Here is a 23,967-nt window from a genome sequence, read left to right on the forward strand (position 1 = left end):
AGCGAGTTAACCGATTATTTTCCCGTTCCAGGGCAAGCCTTTGTGGAATCGGGCCCGATCGTTGGAACGCCAAGCCGACAGGATCGGATAATCATACATGTCCCATATTTTGCATGGGGGCGCATCGGAGCCGGCGCGCTCCAGAATGCAGTTGACGGCCCGGCGGGCGGCTTCGTTCGCGCTCTCCATCGTGGCCAGATCCGTATTCGTCCGGACATAGTCGGAGGCCAGGAACAAATTCGGAATCGCCGTGTAAGCGTTCGGCCGCAGGTTCCAGGTGTTCACGTGGTTCACGAGCAGCGGCTCCGCATTGGTCGCCCGTCCCTCTTCGAATTGAATATCTTCATCCAGATTCCACTCCACGAGCATGTCGTCGGACAGCACGATCTTGTCCTGATTCAGACTGCGCTTGATCTGTTCCCACACCTCGGCCTTAATCTCTTCCCTAGTGCATTCCATCGCCGGCTTCCCGTACAAAATGCCCGGCACCTTCCAATCGGATACATCAATGGAGATAATCCCCCTCACCTGGCCGTTGCCATAGTCGCTTAACCGGAATTCGGGCCAGAACTGGGCCTGCGAGACCGAGGTCAACGCCCAAGGGCTGTCCATGTAAATGACATGTCCATGAATGATCGGCACATCCACCTTCAGATAAAATTGGACACCGTTCATCCACTCGACATTCTTGGCCAGCTCAATTAATCCCCCCAGCAGCGGATCGCCGGCAAGCAGCCCGTCATTCAGCAATTCAGCCATCACTTCCACCGGCAGCGCCGCAAGGTAATAGTCCGCGGTCACCCGTCGGGACTGGCCGTTCTCGGTTACCGTTACCCCTCGGATCCGGCCGTCCTCGCAGTGAATATGCTCGACCTTGGCGCCGAAGCGGTAATCGACGCCCCCCTGCCGCAAGTAGTTCAGCCACGGGTTAATCCATACATCGTTCGTCGGCCCGTTCAAAAGCCGATCGGCGCTGCCTCCCGGCAGCACCATGTCCAGCATGATCGTCGCTCCGACCGTGCCGACCGTGCAAGCGTTTACTTCTCTGGCTCTGGCTGCGACAAGAATGCGCGTCAAGCCGGTAAAGATGTGCCGGAATTCGGGGGACTGCTTCTCCGCCTGCAGGAAATCCCACCAGGAGACGCGCTGATAATCGAGCAATCTGCGCTCGTCACAGCTCGTCAACACCTTCCATAGGGCAGACACATAGTGGTCGATATCATGCTCGCTGAGTCTGAGATTGTTCCTGAAGAGAGATTTGAGCAAGGTTCTCCATCCGCTGATGGATTGGGGGAATTCGGTTAGAAAAGGCTGCATCGGGCGGTCGAAAAACGCAAGTCCCAGATTCGTGCCTTCGATGAGATTATCATACACGCTGCGCCGTCCCCCCTGATAAGGGATGCGCTTCATCGTGTCCGTGACATGCTTGTAGAACTTCGGGAAAAAGCGAAATCCGTGCTCAGCCGGCAAATCCCGCCGTCCCTCTGTTCCCGTCCCCGGCACAGGCATGCTGCGCGCCTTCCCTCCGGGAATGCGGCGCGACTCCAAAACCGTAACGTGAAATCCGCGCTCCATCAGCTCCTGCGCGGCACTCATGCCGGCGATTCCGCCGCCCAGCACGACAACTGAAGGATGAACTGATGCTACCATCTCAGCGCCTGCACTCCTGTTCTCTATGAAGTTTAGGAAAAAACAACTAATATCATCTTACTATAGAAAGCTTATTTTTCAACATATTTCCACATTATTGCTAGAGTAAAAGGCTTAAATAAATACTGCTCCGGCGTTGGGTGCCGCCGAAAGAAGCGCCGCTCCTCTTCCATCAGCGGAAGCGGGCGGCGCCATAGCATAATGATGCAGCGAACCGGCTAACCATACACGAGTCCTAATCTCGTTTTTTTGCTCAACATGATGAAGAGAAAAAATAGATCCCGGGAAGCATGTGCATGCCGCACCCTGCCGGACGAGTCGAACCCGCTCGCACAAATTGGATAGAGCTGCTATAAAGTGTCCTCTGTTCCGCCAAGAACAATTTGGTGCCCGAACCTCCTGCTCTTCGTTCTCTTATTGCTCTGCTGATAAGCTTGTGTCACATGTTAGCCGGGGACGCGCCGAAGGTATGCGCATGCAACCGCCTAACGGCGAAGAGCACGGCATAATAAATGGCTGCAATGATAGCCAGCACCAAAACAAATGTATAAATACTGTAGATCAATGGAATAAAATCGTTCGTGTTAAGCGAAACCAAGTTGAGTATATATCTCACAACCAATAAAGAGATCGGCGTGAACACGCAATATGAAACGATCACAATCGCCATATATATATTCAACAACATATTGGCTATCTCCCTCTCGCTGTACCCGATTATGCGGAGTATGGCCATGTTATTTTTGTTCTCTTCTACCGTTATCAAAGCGACGAGCCACACCATGATGACCGCGATGACACCGCCGATGACCTGATTCAGGACGGCGCTCAGCTGCGAGGAGGACGCCTGATCCTGCATCTCCTTGCGCATGTTCTCGGTGGATATGACTTTGCTGCCCGCTCCCTGCCGCGCATCAGCCCCAAGCGAATTCGTGAACGAAGCGTTGTAAATATCCGGTGAAATGCCGAGAGCCTTCGTCAACTGCAGCTTATCCATATAAACGGCCGCCGGATCTCCATTAGAACAGAAGGCTGCAATCGGAACGGCAACTTCCTTGCCGCCGATAAGGAGCTTGATGGTCGAGCCGATTTGCAAGCCGTATAAGTGCGCCTTGGACACGTGCACGATGGCTCCTTCCTTCAGCTTGGCATTTATCTCCCGTCCGCTTCCGTCCGACAATGTCAGCCACTGTTCGTCGCCATCGAATGCCAGCAGATTGACCGTCGCTCCCGCCCGCTTGCCGCTGCCCTCGTCCCACGCCATGCGCTTGTTCTTCTGCATATAATAATCATTGCGGCTCTCATCATGCTGAGAAATCCTTGCTTCCGCATATTGAATATCGTATTGGTAGTTAACTCCGCGAAATCTCTGTTCCGCCGCAATGGAGCTGGACTGATTCAATGACAAGCCCATAATAAACAGGATCGACGACAGCAGTACCGTAATGCCGAGCATAACGATCATTTTCAGACTTCGAACAGACATTTGCAATTTAACCCGCCAGATGAAAGGCAGACCAGCCGTTGCGCCGCTTACCCGCCTGGTAAGGAAATTAACGTGTTCCTGCTTCTGCCGGGCGTGAAGCATCGCAGCCGCGTCGCCGTTCATAATCCGGGCCACCATCCAATAGGAAGACGCATTGAATCCGATCATGATGACAAGCACGCCCGTCAGCAAGGAAGAAGCGTCAAGCTTCTTCGGAAAAGCGGGCATCACATATTGGGCCTGAAACTGCTGGAGAAGCAAATCGCTGGCAAAATAAGCGAGAAGCAGACCCAGAATAACGCCAGCCGCACATAGCGCCGCATGAATGGCGACGTAGGCCTTACGGAGCTGGGCGCGCGGATAGCCTAACGCAATGAGACATCCCAGTGATTTCTGTTGCTGCCGCAGGCGGCGATTCAGAAAGATGAGAAATACCCCTGTGCATAACAACGTCAAGATTATCAGAAACAGGAGCGCCATCCCGGAATTGGAAGCCGCGCCCTTCGCCAGTTCCGTCGCCCCGGGATTGTCTTGAGCAGGCAGGAAGGAAGCAAAGCGTACGTCCTGTGCCATTTGACGGATTGCATCTTCCTTATATACTCCATCTCGGAAACGTCCGCTAAAATAGTGAAATTCCTTGCCGTTAATCCCTTCATATTGCTTCGCGGACACGATAATATCGAAAGGTCGTTCCGCGTCAGCGGCATATCGCCGCATTTGTTCGGGAAGTATGACCGTTCCAGTAATGGCGTATGCCTGATCCCCGATTGTCAGCCGATCGCCGACCTTCCACGGCTGCCCCGTATCGGCATGTAAGGCAACGGCAATTTCGCCGTTGTCTGCGGGCAGCCGCCCTTCGACGACGTGAATCCGATTTACGCTCCGCCCGCTGGCATCATCGTACCAGCGATAGAGCATTCCTTGCTCGACGTTCTCTTTATATTTCATCTCGTCCGCATGGAATCGATATTCCTCGCTCAAGCGCGCGGCCGCCGCAGCTTCTTCATCCGGCAGCCGCAGCATGCCGGTATCGATCAGGTTCTCCAGTCCAAGCGAGTCTAGATCTTGCTGAGATATGGATTCCCTCCGCGCGAGCTGCCGCAGCTTCTCTTCCTCCAGCAGGACGGCCAGATTCGGGCGGAAAGCAAAATGCTCCTGGCCGCTCGCTTCGGCAAAGCGCTCGTATTCCGTGAGGATTCCGTCCGAAGCATATTGAATAAAGAAATAAATAAAGGATGTAGCCACGATGAGGAGAAGCATAAGCCATACCTGCAGCCGATGCTTCAACAAATCGCGCCACACAAACCTCATTACGTTTCTCATGAATACACATCCCCTGCAATGAAGTTATCCCCAACTGATTTCCTCGGCCGCAAGCGGATGCTCGTTCACTTCTTGGGCAACCAGCCGGCCGCTATTCAGCCTGATAATGTGCCGGGCCATTTTCGCGATTCCGAGATGATGCGTGACGAATACAATCGTAATGCCGTATTTTTGCTGCATATTTTGCAGGCAGTTCAGCACCTGCTTTCCGTTCGCTTCATCCAGAGCGCCTGTCGCTTCGTCGCAGAAAAGCACCTCGGGCTTCTTGATCAATGCCCTTGCAATCGCTACCCGCTGCTGCTGGCCCCCGGATAGTTCATACGGGAACCGGCTTTTCAGATGATGGATATTCAATTCCTTCATGAGTTCATCCAAGTTGAGGCTATCCGCGTTCAGATATTGCCCGATCTCGATATTTTCTTGAACCGTCAAGTTCGAAATCAAATGATACTGCTGAAAAATATACCCTGTATGCTTCCGTCGAAATTCGACCAATTGCTTATCCCCATACCGGGAAATAGGTTGGTCGGCAAAATAAATTTCTCCCGCATCCGCCTTCTCCAAACCGGACATCACGTTGAGCAAAGTAGACTTGCCGGAGCCGCTCGGACCAAGCAATGCGACAAAATCGCCTTTTGCAATGCGGACGGTAATCCCGTCGAGCGCGCAAACCCGGCTTTCCTTTTCGCCATATATCTTGCTTACATTGTTGACTCTTATTAAGTCCATCTGATTATCCCCCTTCGTAACCGTCGACCGCCGCGTGCTTCGTCTTGCTGTCTGTCAGGTACAACGCCACAAGAGCCGCGCTCGTCAATACGAGCAGGCCGCTAACGACGAAGAAAATGGGGAACACGCCGTATAAGTCGATCAACACCCCGCCCATCAAAGGGCCGACGATCGTGGCAAATGTGCTGAGGCTGCCGATAACTCCGAACACGCGGCTCGTATAAGATTCCGGCGTCAGCTTCTGAGCCATCGACTGGAAAGGAACGAATACGAGCGCCGCAAAACAACCGCCAAACAGTCCTAACGCAGGATACCATATCCACTTCCCTGACATTTCCCATTGGGTAAACAAGGTAATCAACACAAAAGCGACGCCTGCCCCGAGGCACCCCAGGGACATATAGGCGATTGCGCCGTTTATTTTCGCTTTGGACAAGTAAGCGGCGACCGCCAACGTTCCGAGCCCGATCGCTCCCATGACGACGCCGAACAAGGATGGCGGAACGTCGGACATTTCGCGCATCAGCACCACGAGCTGGGTATCCGTCAAGGTCAGCACAAGCATGGCGACGCTGAATGCAATCGAGCTATATAACAGAGCCGGCGTGTTCCGTATGAACGTTAATCCGTTTTTGAACAAGGAGACGAACGACTCCTCGCCCTTCCCGTCCTGTTCCTGATCTTCCGGGATCGACCGCTTTGATAGTCCCAGCAGCAGCAAGGCCGAAATGAGGAAAGACGCGGCGTCAATATAAAAGGCAAGCTTCACGCCCGCCGCCGCCACCAGCACTCCTCCGACCGCAGGCCCGATAATTTTGGATCCGTAGTCGATGATCGTCGTGATGCCGACCACCTGATCCATCTGCTCGTTCGGGACATATTCCTTCACCTTTCCGTTCTTGGCCGGAGTAAACATCGATTCGAAGGTTCCTTTCAGGAAGAACAAGCCGTACAGCAGCCAGATTTGGTCCGTGAAGGCAATCGCGAGCATGATGACGCAGCGAGCAATATCCGAGAATATCATGATTTTCTTGCGGTCGAATTTATCTGCCAACACGCCCGTGAGAGGACCGAAGAGAACAAATGGAAGCCCTAATGACAACGTGACATATGCCATTTCCATCGGGGAGGCTTCCATTTGAAAGCCGAACAAGGCCAGTATAGCGAGCAGGGATATTCCGTCTCCCAAAGCGGAAAATAGCTGTGCGGATAATAAATACACTACATTTTTATTGCCGAACAAACTCTGTTTCGCTGCTTCCATGCAGACCGCTTCCCCCCTTTTCTCATTTCGCTTCCTTCACTGGATGGGATGAGCGCTGGGCCGATTTGCGCAGCTTTGCCAGAATCGCGGCATACCCCGCACTGGCCGCAAGGCCGAAAACAAGGATGCACGCTCCCGCCCACAAGAACGTCGCGCCGATTCCGAGCCATGCCACGCCCAATCCTCCGAAGAGGGGCCCCAAAATATACGTAAGCGCCATGACCGTCCCGAATTGCACCATTTTTGCGCGAGCGGCAGCCAATTGACCGAGCTTTTTCAGATAAAGGGAGAAGCCGATTTGCCAGCATATGCCGCCGGCAAAAAACAGTCCCAATAGCCAGGCTACGTCCATGTGCCGGCTCATGGCCCACGTAACGGCAAGAAATACGAGCGCCAACCCTGCCGAGGACAGGCTTATCGCCTTGAAGGAGGGCTGGCCTCCGGATGATTCCACCCGCATCCGAACCAACAGCGTGCCGAGACCTGCGGCAGCCATCACATAAGCCACGATCGCGGCATTGTCCCACTGGTAGATGTCGCGGAACAACACGACCAATTGTGAATCGCCGACCGTGACGAAGAAGGACATCGCCGCAAGGATAATGAGCCCCGACATCAGGTATGCGCGAACGGATGCGTCCGGCGCCTCGCCTGGATGCCGCACGTTCCCGTTGTCCTGGGCCGGCTCCTCCCTGCTCGCCTCTCCCGCTCGCGCAGGTCTGGACAGAAAGGCTGCGGGAATGGCAGTAACGGCATAGGTAACGGCGGCTATCCACACGGTCACCTGCGGTTGCCATACCATCACGCTCAATCCGGCAGCCAGCGGCCCGGCGCACTTGACGATCGCCACCAGCCATTCGAACCGCTTGTCAAGCGCTTCATATAGCTGCGGAGAGGTCATCCTCCGCAGCAATACCTCCTGTCCGTTAACAAAGCATCCGATGAGCAAGCCTTTGATGAGGATCAGTCCGATTGCCGCGGCAAAAGACGCCACGGACAAATGAAGCACCATGATCATCCCGCTCCCCAAAGCAGCTCCCATCATAGCCAGTACATTCCGCTTCTGAATCCGTCCGCTTCCCATTGCTGTCGCCAGGGCCATGGAACCCGAAAAGCTCATGACGAGAACCCCGAGCTGGATGGGCGTGGCCGCATGGTAAAAGCCCCAGTAATTCAGCATCGCCACCAGATCGATCCACACGGCCACGTTAAAGACAACAGCCGACCAGAACAGGATGCGGGCAACGGCAGACGGCGTATCCTTTATTCCCATATAGACACGCTCCCCTTCTACGAGTTAGGTCTGACACCACAGACGGCCATCATGATGAGCATGGCGTATGGGTGCTCGCTGGCGAGAAAGGAAGAGACGCCTTTCTGCACGGCTGCCACTTCTTCTTCCGTCGCAAATCCGCTCTCCACCATCGTTCGCATCTCCTCGGCATCGACTTGCGGCAGGAAGGCTTCGATGCCGAGCTCGTCGCTATGTGAGGCGAGCAGCTTCAGCTGCAAATCGGCATAGCCGGCCTGCTGCAGCATATGCCAGAGCCGGCGGCCAATGAACCGGTTTCCTCCTTGCGAAGCCTGCTCCTTGGCATGCTGATTCAACACATGCATCAGCTCCGGAATAACCGGATCGACCATGCCCCAGATGGCGTCGTCCACATCCAAAATAATCAGCTTTCCTCCCGGCTTCAGCAGATCGAATATGTTCCTTGCGGCTTGGGCCGGATCCGGCAAATGCTGAAACACAAGTCTGGCGATGGCGACATCGAAATGAGCGAGCGGAAGGCCATGTTCCAGAATGTCTCCATGCACGACGCTTACCCGTCCATCATTTCCGGGCGCAATGCGCTGCCGTGCATATTGGACGTAATAATCTTCGATTTCAATAGAAGTAATGCGGCTCGAAGGGAACATTCGCGAGAGCTGCTCCGTCACGAATCCGGGACCGCTGCCAACCTCCAGAATGGAATCGCCATCCTTGACGCCGAACTGTCCGAGAACCTGTTCTTCCTTGGACCAACTGATGTTCATTTGCCCTTTCATCCGCTCTAACAACCGCTTCAGCTTTCCTTCATCCATCATCAGCTTGTTCATGTTCTTCCTCCTCTTTACACGGAAATTGGTTCGAAATAACCGCTGGCAGCAAAATAATCGATATACATGGCCAATCTGTCTGCATCCATTTGCGGGCAGTCTAGCTTGCGTTCTTTCAGGAAGGAGAACACTTTGTCCGCGTTAAAGACAGGTGTCTCGCCTTCACTGATGGACATTTCCTCAATGAACGGCACGATCGAGATGTCGAGCCCGCCCGCATTGCCTGCATCATTGCCTGCTTCCAGGCTCTGCGACACTCTCGCCTTCCAATCCATCCAGGGCAGGTACGCAAATGAATATCCTCGCTTCGCGAGTATGCGGGTGATATCCTTGAATGAGCAATCGTGATCATTCATCACGTGAAATGTCTGATTCGAGAATCTGGAGGAGGCTAGCCGAACGATGATGTCTGCGGCAAAGTCGGCCGGAATCAAGTTGAATCGGAAATCGATATCCGGGAATGCGCCAAGCTGGAGACAGAAGCGGATGATTTTCCAGAAGAAGTCACTGTCTTGGCACGCCCCGGTTCGGCTGTCGCCCGAAATCCGGCCAAGACGATACATGCTGACGGGGATTCCGCGTCTTCTGCCTTCCCGCATTACTCCTTCCGCCACCCATTTGCTTTGTGTGTACCCCAATTTTAAAGCATCGCTACAAACAGGCACATCATCCTCTAGAATGATTTTCTTGATTTTGGCATCTTTTTCAGAGAATACATATAATGTGGAGATATAATGGATCGGCTTCACGGCTCCGGCCGCGGCAAACCGCAATATCTCCTCGCACCCCTTGACATTGACAGCCTCCAATGCCAAATAAGGTTGGGCAAAATTCACGACGGCTCCGTTGTGAAAAATGGACGTGATCTCCTTGGTCAAGAATTCGTATGCCTTCTCGTCCAGCCCTAGACGCGCTGCGCCCAAATCCCCGGTTACCGCCGTCACCCGCGTCTCGTACTCGTCCTTCCATAGCCCATACTTTCTCATCCCCTCGGCGATCCTGCGCATGCCTGTCTCCCGGTCCGCAGCGCGTACCAGACAATAGACGTGCCGGGAGGAATCGGAGTGCAATAACTCATGCAGCAGGAACGCCCCGAAGAATCCCGTGCCTCCCGTCAGAAGCACGGCTTCATCCTCTGCCATGCTCACCGCTTGCGGGATATCCGCAGCCTGAATGGCCGGATCGAGCACGATCCTGCTTGCCAAGTCCAGTCCGTCCCCAGCTTCTTCCTGCGCCAACACCCTCTCGATTTGCGAGGCAATGCTCTTGATCGTCGGCTCTTGCATCAACTGTACTAGCGGAATCTGAACCTGGAACTTCTTCCGAATCTGGAACATCATCCGGCTGATTAGAAGCGAGTGGCCGCCCATATCGAAAAAGCTATCCTCTAATCCGATATGCTCCGCATCAAGCAAGCCTAGCCACATCTCGCGCAGCGCCAGCTCCGTATCCGTGAAGTGCTGCGCGCCATCTAACGCCGTCTCCTTATCCGCCAAGTGCCTGCCGGGCTTCAGCTCGCGCAATTTTGCGCGTTCGATCTTGCCGTTGGCCGTAAGCGGGAATTGCTCCAGAACCACGAATTGGGACGGAATCATGAAGTCCGGCAGCCGTTGCTTCAGCTCTTCTCGAATGCTGGCGGCCAGCCTTCCTTCCACCTCCTGCTGCATCGGAATGCTTGCCAGCTCCAATGAAGCCTTGGGTGCACCCGTGTATCTGCAAGGCGTCAGCTTCTCCTCCCCGTAAGGCATGAAGATCGCGTCCAAGCATGTCTCATCATCGGACAACAGAAGTTCCACATGATGGCTCTGCCCGCCCCATTGGAGAATGTCCGCCGGATCCGTCCATTGCGATAACGGCGACTCCCGCATGAAATGCCTGCGGTAATCCGCGATCGTGTCCGCCGGAGCGGCCTGGCGCCGCCAGCGCATAAATTCCCACTCCTCCGCAAGGCGTCCATTCGGGATCCCCGTCACGAGGAAGCAGGCGGAAGAATGCGCGGCGCACAGCTTGCCTTCGCGCAGCTGCCGCTTGATATCGGGACTCCATTCAAAGAGAGCCTCGGTCTCCCATACCGGTTTATCGCCGACATGCAGCACCGCATCGTATCGGAACTTGTTCATCTCATTGCGATAGTTGCCCTTTTTATAGAGCACTTCAACCGTTCGGATGGAGGTCAGTTCCCGCTGCAATTGCGCGAAATAGCCGGTGTCCAGCATCAGTTCGCTGTGCTGCTTCATTTTGCGAAGCACGAGCCGGTTGAACTCCGGCAGCGAAATTCGCTCGTCCACGCCATTCAGCACGACGGAGCAATGGAACGCTTCTCTGAACATAAGGCCGCAAATGTCGCCGAGAAAGATGCATCCGCCCGGCTTCAATTTGCCGGCAACATGCTGCAGAACCTCATTCAGATACGAGACATCCGGGAAATACTGCACCACCGAGTTCAATATGACCATGTCGACCTGATCCACGTCGGGAAGCTCGTGGGCATTGCATTTGAACAGCGAAACCTTATGGCGGTTCTCTCCCAGCAGATGCAGATGCGAACTGACATATTCGATCGCGTTCTCGGATAAATCGGTGCCGATATAGGACTCGCACGACGGGGCGATCCGGAACAGCAGCAAGCCGGTACCGCATCCGATTTCCAGCACCCGTTTCGGCCTGTACTTCAGAATCCGTTCGACCGTTTCGCTGGTCCATTCCTCCATCTCGACCGCCGGTATGGGCAGCCCCGTATAGGTGTCATTCCATCCGACGATATGGAACGTCTTGTCCTCATGTTCATTGCCTTTGGCGTAATAGCTGTCGAATACCGTCTCCCATCGTTCGACCAGTTCGCCTTTGAACTGCCGAAGCGTGCCGTGCGCATGCAGTTCATTTTTGTGCGGGATCACATAACAAGTTAATTGGGCATCTCCGTGCTCATTCCGTTCGGCAACGACCACGCTTTGGGACACCAGCTCATGATCGCTCACTGCGCTCTCGATCTCGCCAAGCTCAATGCGATAGCCGCGAACCTTCACCTGCTCGTCGCGGCGGCCCAAATATTCGATCTCTCCCGCCGCCGTCCATCTGGCCAAGTCCCCGGATCGGTACAGGCGAGCCCGGGGTCCGCACGCCGAGACGGAAGCGAACGGATTCGCGATGAACCGCTCCCTGGTCAGCTCTTCGCGGTTCCAGTATCCGCGGGCTACGCCTCTCCCGCCAATATACAGCTCCCCCGGAACCCCCAAGGGAACCGGCTGGCCATGCTCGTCGAGGATGTACGCTTCCAGATCCGGCAGCGGCGCGCCGATGACACTGCCCGCCCCGGCATCCAGATCCTCCAGCGTAATCGGCCGGAACGTCGCGTGCACCGTAATTTCGGTAATGCCGTACATATTGATCAATTGAGGCCGGCGATCGCCATGCAGCCGGAACCAAGGCCGCAGCGACTGCAGCTCCAGCGCTTCCCCGCCGAAAATAATGTAACGCAGCGACAGTTCCCCAGCCTCCTCGAATCCGGCATGCTGCTCGACATGGATCAATTGCTTGAAGGCAGACGGCGTCTGATTCAGTACCGTTACCCGCTCGCGCGCGAGAAGCCGATAGAAGTCCTCGAAGGAACGCGTCACGCCGGCAGGCACAATCACAAGGCTTCCTCCATGGAGCAGTGCCCCCCATATTTCCCAGACAGAAAAATCGAAGGCGCATGAGTGATACAGCGTCCATACATCTTCCGCATGGAAGCCGAACAATCGCCGCGTCGCTGCGAACAACCGGTTCACGCTGCCATGCTCGACAAGCACTCCCTTAGGCTTCCCTGTCGAGCCTGACGTGTAGATCATGTAGGCCAAATCGGATTCATTGACGACTACAGACAAATCGCTCGCAGAATCGCTTGACGGATCCTCCGGCAGCGCCGCTGCATTAATACGCGTGCAAGAACGGAATGCCACCACGTCCCGGGTCTCTTCATCCACCAGCAGCAGCGCGCATCCCGAGTCGCTCAGCATCCAGCGGATGCGTTCTTCGGGATACGCCGGATCGAGAGGTACATATGCGCAGCCGGCTTTTAAGATGGCCAGGATTCCGGCAATGAGATAAGGGGAGCGGTACATGCACAAGCCGATGAATTGCCCGGGCTCAGCCCCCGACTGCAGCAGATGGCGGGCAAGCCGGTTCGCATAAGCGTTGAGCTCCCGGTAGGTCCAAACCGCTTCGTTCCACTTCAACGCGACATTGTTCGGATACAGGGCCGCATTGCGCTCGAATTGCCGATGAATGCCTTCCGATGCCGCCGCAGTTGCCTCTATTGCGGCGGAGCGCTGCAGCATTCTCTCCCGCTCGCCCTCCTCCATCAAGTCGAGCCGGCCGATAGCCCGATCAGGCGCAGACAGCGCCGATCGAATGAACTGAATAAAGTGATTGACGAAGTTCTGCATCGACTGCGGAACGAACAGATTGGCGTTATATTCAAGCCGCCCGGTGATTTTTCCTTGCAATTCCGCCATCGACAGCAGCACATCCGACTTCGACGTGCCGTTAAACAGTCTGATGCTCTCCGCTCGCGCTTTCGGAAGCTGAATATCGACCGCAGGCGTATTTTGATAGACGAACAGATTTCGAACCAGCGGGATGGCCCATCCTTGGCGATCCGGCTGCAGTTCCTCAACGATGCGGTCGAAAGGGAAATCCTGATGATCGTATGCTTCGGCCGCCGTTGCTGCCACTTGTCGCAGCAGTTCGCGGAATGTCATGTCCTCGCCTATGTCCATGCGAAGCGGCAATAAATTGACGAAGTAACCGATGAGACCTTCGATTTCTGTATCGTTGCGATTGGCAACAGGCGTCCCGACCACGAGCGTGCGCTCATGAGTATAGCGGTAGAGCACGCCCCCGAACAGGGCGAGCAGCGTCATGAACATTGTCGCGTCTGCTTCGGCGCAAAATGATTTGAGTGCGTGAGCCAGATCGTCCGGGAGTTCGAAGGGCACCTCTCCGCCCCGGTTTCCGGCCCAATCCGTCATTTTTTTGTCCGGTGCGAGCGCAATGCTCGGGCAATGCTCCAATCTGTCCTTCCAATAACGCAAATGCTTCTCCCATGCCCCCGATTTTAGCTGCTCCGTCTGCCAATGCGCGAAATCGCTGTACTGAATCGGCAAGGGAGCAAGGGCGGGCGTCTTGCCTTCTGAATAAGATCGGTAGCACGCCACCCATTCCTTTGCCAGCACGCCCATGGACCAGCCGTCGGAAATAATATGGTGCAGGCATATCGCGAGCATATGCTCCCGCTCCTTCAACCGGATGACCTGGGCACGCATCAGAAGCCCTCTCTCCAGATCGAAAGGCGAAGAAATGACGCGCTGGATCACCGCGTTCGCTTGAGCTTCAGCTTCTGTCTCATGCAGTCCGCTAACATCTTCGATGGGCAATTCCAGCGTGAAACGGTCCATCCGCCGCAGTTGCGGCCGACCGCCGGAATTGATGAAATTGATGCGCAGCGACTCATGGCGGTCGATAATATGCTGCAGCGCCCGGCGGGCTGCCTCTATGTCCAGCTCTCCGCTGAACCTCACGGCAAAATACATGTTGTAAGCAGACTTATCCGCCAGCATTTGATCCATGAACCATAGCCTTTTCTGGGCCGGAGACAGCACCAGGCCATCTTCTTCCGGTCTGGGAACAATCCGCGGTTGCTTCCTGCCTCGTCCCAGCTTCCACTGCTCAAGCAGCTCGCGCTGCTTGTCCGACAAAAGTGAACGTCGCGTTTCCAATTCATTTTTGTTCGTCATAAGCCCCCACCGTTCCACCGGAATTTTTATCGCTGATCATTGCCTGCCAGATGCTCAATCATCTGCAGTTCCAATTGCTCGGCAATCTCCTCAATCGTCGGATACTTGAAAATGCGCTCCAACTTGATGTCTATGTCCGGCAGCAGATTCCGCACGCGCGATATGAGCTGGGTCGCCATCAAGGAATGGCCTCCCAGTTCAAAGAAATTATCCTTGATGCCGATCGGGCGTACGCCAAGCACCTGCTCCCATATGTCCACCAGATTCTCCTGCAACCCGTCCGCAGGAGGGACGTACATCGTTGACAGGTGCGCCCTGTCGTCCTCCCATCGCTCATGGCCCGCGCCTACTGGCGCAGCGGATTCTGCATGTCCCGCGCTTGCCTGGCCTTCCCGCCTGTCGCCGAACCAGCATCGCGTCCCCTCGAACGGATACGCAGGCAGCGGCACGCGTCCGGGTTGTCCGTCGTGAGTATGCTTCCAATGGATATCTGCTCCGGATAGCCAGCATTGGGCCAAGCCTTTCCATAACGCGGCAACGTCGGATTCCTCCTCCTTGCCATGCCGCATCAAGTTGATCGCATGAACCTTGCGCGATTCATCGTCACGCTGCCGCACCAATTGGGCCAAGCCTCTGCCTGGTCCCACCTCCAGCCAGATGGCATCATCTCCGAAGCTCCTCATAAGCGCGGACACCCCTCCTCCGAAGTTGACAGGCTCCCTCATATGGGCGCCCCAGTACGCGGCGCTCCTGGCCTGGTCCTCCGATATGTACTCACCGCTTACATTGGAGATGAAAGGGATGGAAGGGGCTGACAGCTCGTACTGGCGAAGCAAGCGTTCGAATTGCTCCGCGGCCGGCTCCATGAACGGGCTGTGGAACGCATGCGATACGGGCAGAAGCTTGTGGCCGATACCGCTGGACTCCAATCGCGCCGCCAAGCCAGCGATGGCTTCGCTCTCGCCCGCAACCGTGCATGAGCCGGGGCCGTTGACGGCCGACAAGTACACGGCTTCGTCCGCTAAGCTCCGGATCTGCTCATAAGATGAAGATACGGCCATCATGGCGCCGGCTGGGCTCTGCTGCATGACCGTCCCCCTTAGAACGATGATCGCAAGCGCCTCTTCAAGCCGCATGACGCCCGCAAGGCAGGCGGCTACATATTCGCCGAGGCTGTGTCCGATCATGGCACTGGGCCTCAGTCCCCAATCCATCAAGCAGCGGGCAAGCGCATATTCGACAATGAACAGCAGCGGTTGCGCTACCGCGGTCTGCTCCAACAATTGCGGTTCTCCGGCTCCGTTCGTACGGAACATCGCCTGCGATATCTCGGTGCGCATGCTCCCGTTCAGGACCGCAATGCACTTGTCCGCCCAACTGCGGAACAAAGGGATCTGTTCATACAGTCCGGCCGCCATGTTCAAGTACTGGCTTCCTTGTCCCGGAAACATAAAAATGATGCTGGCCTTGTCCTTGCCCGCAATGCCCCTGCCAATGACTTGCAGACTGCCGTCCCTGCCGGAGATTGCCGCATAACGATAAGGGAATGCTTTCCTGCCGACTTGAAGCGTATATGCGACCTTGTCCATGGAAGCGTCCGGGTGATGCCGGAAATACCTATGCAGAGCATCCTCCATCGCACCGAGAGCGCTGGCCGTTCTCGCAGACAGAAGAAGCGCCTGCTCTCTCTGCTCCTTCCGGCGTCCCGCGGCGCATTCCGCAGGTATTGGAGCCTCCTGCAAGATGAGATGGGCGTTCGTTCCGCCAATCCCGAACGAGCTTACCCCTGCCCGACGGGGATGATCCGAGGCCGGCCAATCCCGCAAGGCCGTATTGACATAGAAATGACTGGCCTTGAAGTCAATGGCCGGGTTGGAATCCTCATAATGCAGGCTCGGCGGAATTTGCCGGTGATGCAGCATCAATGCCGTCTTGATCAACCCCGCAATGCCCGCGGCAGCGTTCAAGTGGCCGATATTCGTCTTCACGGAGCCGATCGGGCAGCGCTGCCTGGCGCTGACTTCTCCAGTCTCGCCGAATGCCTCTTGAAGCGCCGCTATCTCGATCGGATCGCCCAGCGCCGTGCCGGTCCCATGAGCTTCGATATAGTCGATCGTCTGCGGTTCTGCCCCCGCCATCATGAGCGCCTCCGCCACGACGCGGCGCTGGCCTTCGATGCTTGGCGCCGTGTACCCGACCTTGGCGGCACCGTCATTATTCACGGCGCTGCCAAGAATAAGGGCATAGATATGATCGCGATCGGCCAGAGCGTCCTCCAGGCGCTTAAGCGCCACGATCCCCGCTCCGCTGCCGAAGAGCGTCCCCTGCGCCTTCGCGTCAAACGCCCGGCAATGCCCGTCCGGGGAGAAAATCCCCCCTTCCTGGTACAAGTATCCTTCCTGCTGCGGAACCCGGATGGAGGCGCCGCCTGCAAGAGCCAGATCCGACTGATACATGAGAAGGCTCTGGCAGGCATAATGGACGGCAACGAGCGATGTCGAGCACGCCGTCTGAATCGTGACGCTCGTTCCGCGCAGATTCAGCTTGTAAGAGATTCTGGTGCTTACATAATCGTTGCTGTTCGCCTGCAGCACCATTTGCAGCTCTTCCTCCGACAGTTCATCGCGACGCGGCAATATTTCGTTCACCAAGTAACTGTTGAATCCGCATCCGGCGAACAGACTGACCAAGCCCGGGTACGACTCCGCGACATAGCCCGCATCCTCAAGCGCTTCCCATGCGCACATCAGCAGCAGGCGGTGCTGCGGATCGAGAAGGTCAGCCTCGCGCTTGCTCATGCCGAAAAATTGATAATCGAACTTGTCGATGTCATCCAGGATCGGGGAAGCCTTCACATAGTTCGGGCTGCGCAACTTCTCCTCTGCAATGCCGGATTCTCGCAGCATCTCATCGGTGAAAAAGGTGATCGTCTCCCTGCCGTGCTTCAAGTTATCCCAATACTGCCCCGTATGGCTGGCTCCAGGAAATCTGCCGCTCATCCCGATAATGGCTATCGTGTTCTCCGCCTCGCTCGCCGTCATCGACGCTCCCCCTTTCGCCGTAATTTTTGCGCTTGCTGCGCGGCTCGCTGCTTGCTCTTGCGCTGCTCGTCAACAACAACGCCGCGTTGCGCCTCCGTGCCGTTTCCGTGTCCTTCGAGATAGTGCGCCAACAAGGAAATGGTCGGATATTTGAACAGATCCACAACAGGGATCGGCCTTGCCAGCTCCGCTTCGAGTCCTTGCTGGACGCGAAGCAGGAGCAGAGAGTGGCCGCCCGCATCGAAAAAGTTATCGTGAATGCCCACTTCCTCTGCCTTCAAATGACGCTTCCATACCTCCGCAATTTGCCGCTGCAGCATCGTCTCCGGCAGTACCGTGCCCTGTCGGCTCTCCCTGAAGTTGTATGCCCCAGGCTCGGGCAGTCTGGCCGGATCTGCCTTCCCGTTGCGGGTCAGCGGAATCCGATCCAGCTCCACATACGCCGCAGGCAGCATATATTCCGGCAGGCGGTCTCTCAGATGAAGCTGCATGCCGGTCGGGTCGAACGGCCTCTCGGCCGGAACCACATACGCAATGATCCGGCCGTCCCTGTCCGCTTGGCATACCGTTAAGCAGTCGGCGATCGCGGCATGCCGCAGAATCGCCTCCTGAATTTCGCGCAGCTCCACCCGATAGCCGCGAATTTTGACAAAGTCCCCCTGCCTGCCGATGAATTCAACGTTGCCGTCCGGCAAGTACCTCCCTAAGTCGCCCGTCCTGTATATTCGATCATCCTCCATTGATGTATAAGGATTGGAGACAAACGCGGGGCGGCCTTGTTCCGCTTCCGCATTCCCGATATAACCGGAAGCCAGATAAGGCGAGCGAATGCAGATTTCGCCCGTTTCTCCAATCCCCTTCATGCCCAGCTTCGAATCCATCACGAGCAATTGCACGCCGTCTCTCCCCTTGCCGATCGGGATCGATGGCCCTGGATCCGCGGGAACGGAATAGATCCCCATAATTTGCGGCGTCTCTGTCGCACCATACCCGTTCAGACAGCGAACCTGCGGAGCGATCGCCCGGATATTCTCAATGTGGGACGGCATCAGCACATCACCGCCAAAAAAGGCATACCGCCATGCCCCAAGGTCGCACCTCTTATGCCCAGAGCTGCCTCCGCCCGCGATCACCATGCCCATCGCAGGGGTTAGATGAGTAATCGTTATCCGGCGGCGTTCCATCCATTCCGTCACGTATTCAGGAATGATCATCCGGCTTCCGTCCGGAATGCAGATCGCGGCCCCGATGGACAGCGGCACGAATATGTCGCGCAGCAATGGATCGTGTCCCAAGCCGGAGAACATGCTGAACCGATCCCGCCGATCAAGCCGGAATTCATTCACTTGCCAGCGAATGAAGTTGGCAAGCGGCTCGTGCGTGCATTCAATTCCCTTCGGCGCTCCCGTCGTGCCCGAGGTAAACAGCACATAGGCCGGATCCTCCAAGGAGCATCCCCTCTCGAGCCGCGCCGGCATCGCGCGGGCTGATTCGGCTTCATCGGCTGCAGAATCGCCGTCGATGCCGTAAATGCAGAACGATACATGCCTTGCCCATTCATCGAGCAACCCGCCCAGTCTCTCCCGCTCCGCGTTGAGAAAGACGATGCCGTCCGCCTTGGATGCCTTGAGCAACTCTGTCGCCCGGATCGCCGGCTGCGCCGGATCAATCACCGCAAATGCCGAGCCGCTCTTGAGCACGGCGAGCATGGCGACGATAAGAGACGCGCTTCGTTCACCGTATATGGCTATCGCTCCTCCCCGCCGGCGGGCGAAGCGAATCAACTTCGCGGCCAGTCTGTCGCTGCGTTCATCCAGATCGCGATACGTGTATTCGGCATCATCGCTATCGATGACCGCAACAGCCTCTGGACATTGCGCCGCCTTGTGCCTGAACATCACATGAACCGGCTGCAGAAGCGGATCGCGCGCCTGCCTTAGCGGCATGCCCGGATCGGGCAGAACCGCGGCCGAGCGTTCGGTGAGGAGCGAATAACGCTCAATCGGCCACTCGGGATCATTCACGATCTGGCGGCACAGACATTCGAATTGAGCCAGCATTTCGGTTGCCCTCTCCTCCCGGAACAGGTTGGAGGCATACGTCATCGTTAGTTGAATCCCTTCGGCTTGCTCCAGTGCGTACAGCGTCAGCTCGCATTTGGAATCGGGCTCGTCCAGTTCGGTGATCTGCGTAGTCAGTCCGCTCAACTGAGCCGTAACCGGCGGAATGTTGAGCATATTGAACATGACCTGGAACACGGAGGAGCGGCTGAGATCCCGATCCGGTCTTGCCATCTCCACCAGCTTCTCGAAAGGCATGTCCTGATGCGCATAAGCATGGATGGCTGCGTCCCTCGCTGACAACAGCAGCTGGTTAAAATCAGGATTGCCGGATAAATCAAGCCGGAGAAGCAGCGTGTTCACGAATAACCCGACCACTTGATCCACATGCCGGTGATGACGGTTCGCAACCGGAACGCCGACGGCAATGTCGGAGGTTCCGCTCAATCGGTACAGCAGCGCGTTGAATACAGTGAAGAGCGTCATGAACAGCGTGCAATTGTGCCGTTGCCCCAGCTCTTTCAACTCCTCGCTGAGCGCTTGCGGAAGCTTCAAGCTGACCTGCTTGCCCCGATAGCTCGACGCAAGCGTCCGAGGGCTGTCGGCCGGCAGCAGCAGGGGCGGAATCGGCTGCTGCAGCACGCCTGCCCAATATTCAAGCTGCTGGCAATAGGAGTCGCTCCCTATCCATTCTTGCTCCCAGCGGGCATAATCGGAGTACGTCAGCGGCGGATTCGGCAAAGTCTGCCGGGATTGCCCGACCCGGATCGCATAGAGCTGCCGAAGCTCGTTCAGGATTATGCCTGTCGACCAGCCGTCCGTGATAATATGGTGCAGCACGAGCACCAAGTAGTGGCGGCGTTCTCCCGTGCGGAGCAGCGTCATCCGGTACAGTTCGCTATCCGACACCCGAATCGGACGACGGCACTCCTCTCTTATCCATTGCTGCGCCTCTTCCTCCGTGCATGTCTTGATTGCCAGCCGGAACGCCTTTTCCTCCCTGACGAAGGAGAAGGGGATGCCTCCCTCTTCATGAATGGTCGTCCGGAGAGAATCATGTCTTCGAATCAGCTCTTGCAGAGCTTGCTCGAGAGCCTCCACGTCCAGCGGCCCGTCAAGAGACAACGTGCCGGGCAGCAGATAAGCCGTCTGATCCTCATCCAGCTTCTGCAGGAACCACATTCTCTGCTGGGCGCTCGTGAGCGGAGCCCGGTAATCCCCGGCCAGCTTCAGCGGTACGATGTCCGCCTTGTCCGTTCCGCTCTCTGCCTTCTGCAGCATTCGGCGGATTTCGTATGCCATGTCGCGCAGGGCGGGCTTGGCGAAGACCGTGCCGATCGGCAATTCAATGCCGAACACGTCATGAATGGCCGTGATGAGCCGGGTTGCCAGCAACGAGTGGCCGCCAGCCTCGAAGAATCGCTCTTCTGGGCGCACCTGCTTTTTTCCAAGCACTTGTTTCCATATTTGGATCAACACTTCTTCAACCATATCACTGCCGAGTCTGTTCGCTTCCGGCGCGTTAGGCATCCCGCAAGCCTCCTCGGCCTCCTCGGCAAGCAAGGAGCACAAGGCTTTGCGATCCACCTTGCCATTGGGCGTCAAAGGCATGCCGCCCAGTACCACAAAGCGGGACGGAATATAATGGCCCGGCATGCGCTCTTGCAAAAATTTCCTTACAGCCGTCTCCTCCCACGCCGATTGCGGCTTCATGACGACAAAAGCGACGAGCGAAGCCTGATCGGGAGTCTCTCCGGCGACCATGACGGCACAGCTGGCAATGTCCGCATGCTCTGACAAGTGGGATTCGATCTCGCCGAGATGGAGTCTTACCCCCCTGACCTTGACTTGATCGTCCCGTCTGCCAACGAACTGAAGCCTTCCGTCGGGCAGGCATCTTACCAGATCGCCTGTTCGATATAAGCGCCCCGGCTCGTGTCCGCCGCCGGCCGAAGGCGCAATGAATTTGGCCTGCGTCAATTCGGCATCGTTGCAATACCCGCGGGCAAGCCCGATTCCGCCGACGTACAACTCGCCAATGCCCCCAGGCAATGGGCGCTGCATGCAGTCATTGAACACGTGCACCTCCACGTTCGGGATCGCTTCTCCGAGATCGATGATCGATTCATCTGCACCGCATTCCTTGACCGTGACCCAGACGGTTGCTTCCGAAGGACCGTATGCGTTGTAAAAACGCCTCCCCGGAGCCCAGCGTGCCACGATATCGCGGCTGCACGCTTCGCCCGCCGATATGACGACCTCCAATTCCGGCAAGTCCGCATCCGGAAGCAAGGTGAGAACAGACGGAGGAAGCACCGCATGAGAAATCCGCTTGTCCTTCATCCACCGTGCCATTGCCGCGCCGGGCATCAGCGTATCCCTGTCGGCCATGCACAGCGTTCCCCCGCTGCGAAATGCCATCACGACCTCAAACACCCAGGCATCGAAGCTGAAGGATGCGAACTGGAGCACCTTGCTTCTATCGCTAAGATTGAAATATTGACGCTGCGCCTCCGCCATGTTCCATATGCCGCGGTGCTCGATCATGACAGCCTTCGGCTTGCCTGTGGATCCGGACGTGAAGATGACGTATGCCAGGTCGCGGATTCCGACGTCCATCCCGGACGGCCTCGCGCTCTGGCCGGCAATGACCGCCTCATCCCGATCGAGCAGCGCCAGTTCGATGCCTTCTCCGAACGAACCCAGGCCGATGGGCGAAGTGCTGATGATGACCCTCATCTCGACCTTGTTCGCCATATAGGCGATGCGATGCGGCGGATATGAGGGATCGATCGGCACAAAGACCGCGCCGAGCTTCAAGACGGCAAATACCGCTGCGACCATGTCCGGCGAACGACGCAAGCACACTCCTACAAATTCGCCCTTCCGTACGCCTTTGCCGGACAGCCACCAAGCGATGCGATTCGCCCTTTGCTCCAGCTCCAGGTAGGTCAACGTATCGTCCATGAACGTAACGGCCGCCGAGTCCGGCCGCTGCGACGCTTGATATTCGAGCAAATGATGCAAGCAGATGTGAGGCAGCGGCGCGGACGGGAGCTGCGACCGCCGGCCATGGCCAGATCGCGCATTCAGCCTCAGCGTGCCGATCCGCTCCTCCGGATTCCGCACGACCCCCTCGACCAGCTCCGTATACAAGCGCGCCATGGTCTTCATGAACGCAGCACTGAACAAATTCGAGCGGTAGATGAAAGAACCATGGATGAATGCGTCCGTCTCCTCTACCATCAAGACGAGCTCGAATGGCGTATCCTTGGTTCCCAGCGGCACCGGCCGCCACATCATACCCCCGAGCTCTGTCAGCTCCTGTTCATCGCTTATGAATAACGGAGAGCGAGTTCCATCCCCGCTCTGGGCCCGTTCCATGACAAACGCAACCTGAAACACGGGTGAAATCTTGGCATCGCGCTCCGGCTGCAGCCGTTCCGCCACCAAAGGGAACGGATAATCCTGGTGCTCCATGGCCCCCAGCATTGATCGCTTGACCGAATCCGCGAGCTTCCCAAATGGCAATTCGCCCGAGCACTGGAGGCGCAGGGCAACCGTGTTGACCAAATAGCCGAAAACCTCCTCGAAGCCGGCTTCGTTCCTTCCGGAGACGAACGTGCCGATGACGACTTCCTCTTGCTCCGTATAGCGATACAGCAGCGCAGCAAAGGAAGAAAGCAGCAGCGTATTCACGGTCACACCGAGCTTCCTGCTTAACCGGATCACTTCTTGGGACAAGGATTCGCTGAACCTGAAGATACAGTTTTCCCCTCTATGATCGTGCGCGGATGCTCCGTCCCCGGCTTTGTCCGCGACCAGCGCGCAGATGGGCAGCGGCTCCGCAAGCGTACGCTCCCAGTAGTTCCGGTCTTGTTCTGCGCGCTCACTCTGCAAGTAACGCTGCTGCCAATCCACGAATGCGCTGTAGCCGCGGCTCTCCCGCAATCGCTCCCGAACCGGAACGCCATGCTGGTACCGATTTGCGACATCCCGCAGCAGCATGACGATCGACCATGCGTCCGCAATGATGTGATGCATGGATAGCAACAACCGTGGCGGACGATCGGGGGCATAGAACAGGAAAGTGCGGAACAGCGGGCCATCATGCAATGAGAACGGCTCCCGCATGCAGCGCCGGAACAATTCTTCCGCTTCGGATCCCCAAGACGCAAGCCGATGCACCCGAAAATCAACTTCTCCGTCCGGCCTTACATGACGTTTGATCTCTCCGTCTTCTATAGAAAACACAGTGCGCAAAGAACTGTACGTATCATAGACACTTTGAAAGGATTCGCGCAGCTTATGCTCATCCACAGGCGTTAACAGATCCCATGCCGCTTGCATATGGTAGGCGCAATTGTCCGGATGGGCCTGCTGCAGCAGCCAGAGCGCCTTCTGCCCGTAAGATGCCATCGTATCCCGCTTCTCCTGACGCTGCTGCAGGAGCTGGCGGATCAGCCTTTCTTTGTCCTGGCGGGATAAGCCTGCAGTGACAATCGAATCGTTCATCTTGTTCATCTCCTGTCATTGA

General features: G+C 56.6%; 9 protein-coding genes. All 9 read right to left on the reverse strand.

Annotated elements, in window-relative coordinates; translation table 11 throughout:
• Window positions 1-6 precede the first annotated feature (6 nt).
• The 9 genes from L6439_RS17630 to L6439_RS17670 all read right to left on the reverse strand — a co-directional run bounded on the left by L6439_RS17630 (window position 7) and on the right by L6439_RS17670 (window position 23,945).
• Window positions 7-1,650: a hydroxysqualene dehydroxylase gene (locus L6439_RS17630; RefSeq protein ID WP_168178753.1), complete on the reverse strand. Its 1,644-nt coding sequence runs from the start codon at window positions 1,648-1,650 to the stop codon at window positions 7-9.
• Window positions 1,651-2,089: 439 nt separating this feature from the next.
• On the reverse strand, window positions 2,090-4,459 hold the full coding sequence (locus L6439_RS17635; protein ID WP_213468120.1) for an ABC transporter permease: 2,370 nt from the start codon (window positions 4,457-4,459) through the stop codon (window positions 2,090-2,092).
• A 24-nt stretch (window positions 4,460-4,483) separates the two neighbouring features.
• The gene (locus L6439_RS17640) at window positions 4,484-5,188 is read right to left on the reverse strand and encodes an ABC transporter ATP-binding protein (RefSeq protein ID WP_168178755.1); all 705 of its coding nucleotides are present in this window, start codon (window positions 5,186-5,188) and stop codon (window positions 4,484-4,486) included.
• Window positions 5,189-5,192: 4 nt separating this feature from the next.
• Entirely contained in the window at window positions 5,193-6,452 is a 1,260-nt protein-coding gene (locus L6439_RS17645) for an MFS transporter (protein ID WP_168178756.1), read from the reverse strand.
• A gap of 22 nt (window positions 6,453-6,474) precedes the next feature.
• Window positions 6,475-7,725, reverse strand: coding sequence for an MFS transporter (locus L6439_RS17650; RefSeq protein WP_213468119.1), 1,251 nt, complete (start codon window positions 7,723-7,725; stop codon window positions 6,475-6,477).
• 17 nt (window positions 7,726-7,742) lie between these two features.
• On the reverse strand, window positions 7,743-8,552 hold the full coding sequence (locus L6439_RS17655) for a methyltransferase domain-containing protein (protein WP_168178758.1): 810 nt from the start codon (window positions 8,550-8,552) through the stop codon (window positions 7,743-7,745).
• Window positions 8,553-8,566: 14 nt separating this feature from the next.
• Window positions 8,567-14,329 (reverse strand): non-ribosomal peptide synthetase, encoded by a 5,763-nt coding sequence (locus L6439_RS17660; RefSeq protein WP_213468118.1) that lies wholly within the window; start codon window positions 14,327-14,329, stop codon window positions 8,567-8,569.
• Window positions 14,330-14,355: 26 nt separating this feature from the next.
• Window positions 14,356-17,370 (reverse strand): type I polyketide synthase, encoded by a 3,015-nt coding sequence (locus tag L6439_RS17665; protein WP_213468117.1) that lies wholly within the window; start codon window positions 17,368-17,370, stop codon window positions 14,356-14,358.
• Window positions 17,367-23,945, reverse strand: a complete 6,579-nt coding sequence (locus L6439_RS17670) for a non-ribosomal peptide synthetase (protein WP_213468116.1) — start codon at window positions 23,943-23,945, stop codon at window positions 17,367-17,369. Before L6439_RS17670 ends, L6439_RS17665 begins: the two co-directional genes overlap by 4 nt.
• Window positions 23,946-23,967: the final 22 nt, after the last annotated feature.

Source organism: Paenibacillus dendritiformis (assembly GCF_021654795.1).
In the GTDB taxonomy this organism is placed as follows: Bacteria; Bacillota; Bacilli; order Paenibacillales; family Paenibacillaceae; genus Paenibacillus_B.

Bases quoted from the DNA above. Each gene is read 5' to 3' on its own strand.
- L6439_RS17660 (WP_213468118.1), bottom strand. From the start codon at position 14,329: ATGACGAACAAAAATGAATTGGAAACGCGACGTTCACTTTTGTCGGAC.
- L6439_RS17645 (WP_168178756.1), bottom strand. From the start codon at position 6,452: ATGGAAGCAGCGAAACAGAGTTTGTTCGGCAATAAAAATGTAGTGTAT.
- L6439_RS17635 (WP_213468120.1), bottom strand. From the start codon at position 4,459: ATGAGAAACGTAATGAGGTTTGTGTGGCGCGATTTGTTGAAGCATCGG.
- L6439_RS17665 (WP_213468117.1), bottom strand. From the start codon at position 17,370: ATGACGGCGAGCGAGGCGGAGAACACGATAGCCATTATCGGGATGAGC.
- L6439_RS17655 (WP_168178758.1), bottom strand. From the start codon at position 8,552: ATGAACAAGCTGATGATGGATGAAGGAAAGCTGAAGCGGTTGTTAGAG.
- L6439_RS17670 (WP_213468116.1), bottom strand. From the start codon at position 23,945: ATGAACGATTCGATTGTCACTGCAGGCTTATCCCGCCAGGACAAAGAA.
- L6439_RS17630 (WP_168178753.1), bottom strand. From the start codon at position 1,650: ATGGTAGCATCAGTTCATCCTTCAGTTGTCGTGCTGGGCGGCGGAATC.
- L6439_RS17640 (WP_168178755.1), bottom strand. From the start codon at position 5,188: ATGGACTTAATAAGAGTCAACAATGTAAGCAAGATATATGGCGAAAAG.
- L6439_RS17650 (WP_213468119.1), bottom strand. From the start codon at position 7,725: ATGGGAATAAAGGATACGCCGTCTGCCGTTGCCCGCATCCTGTTCTGG.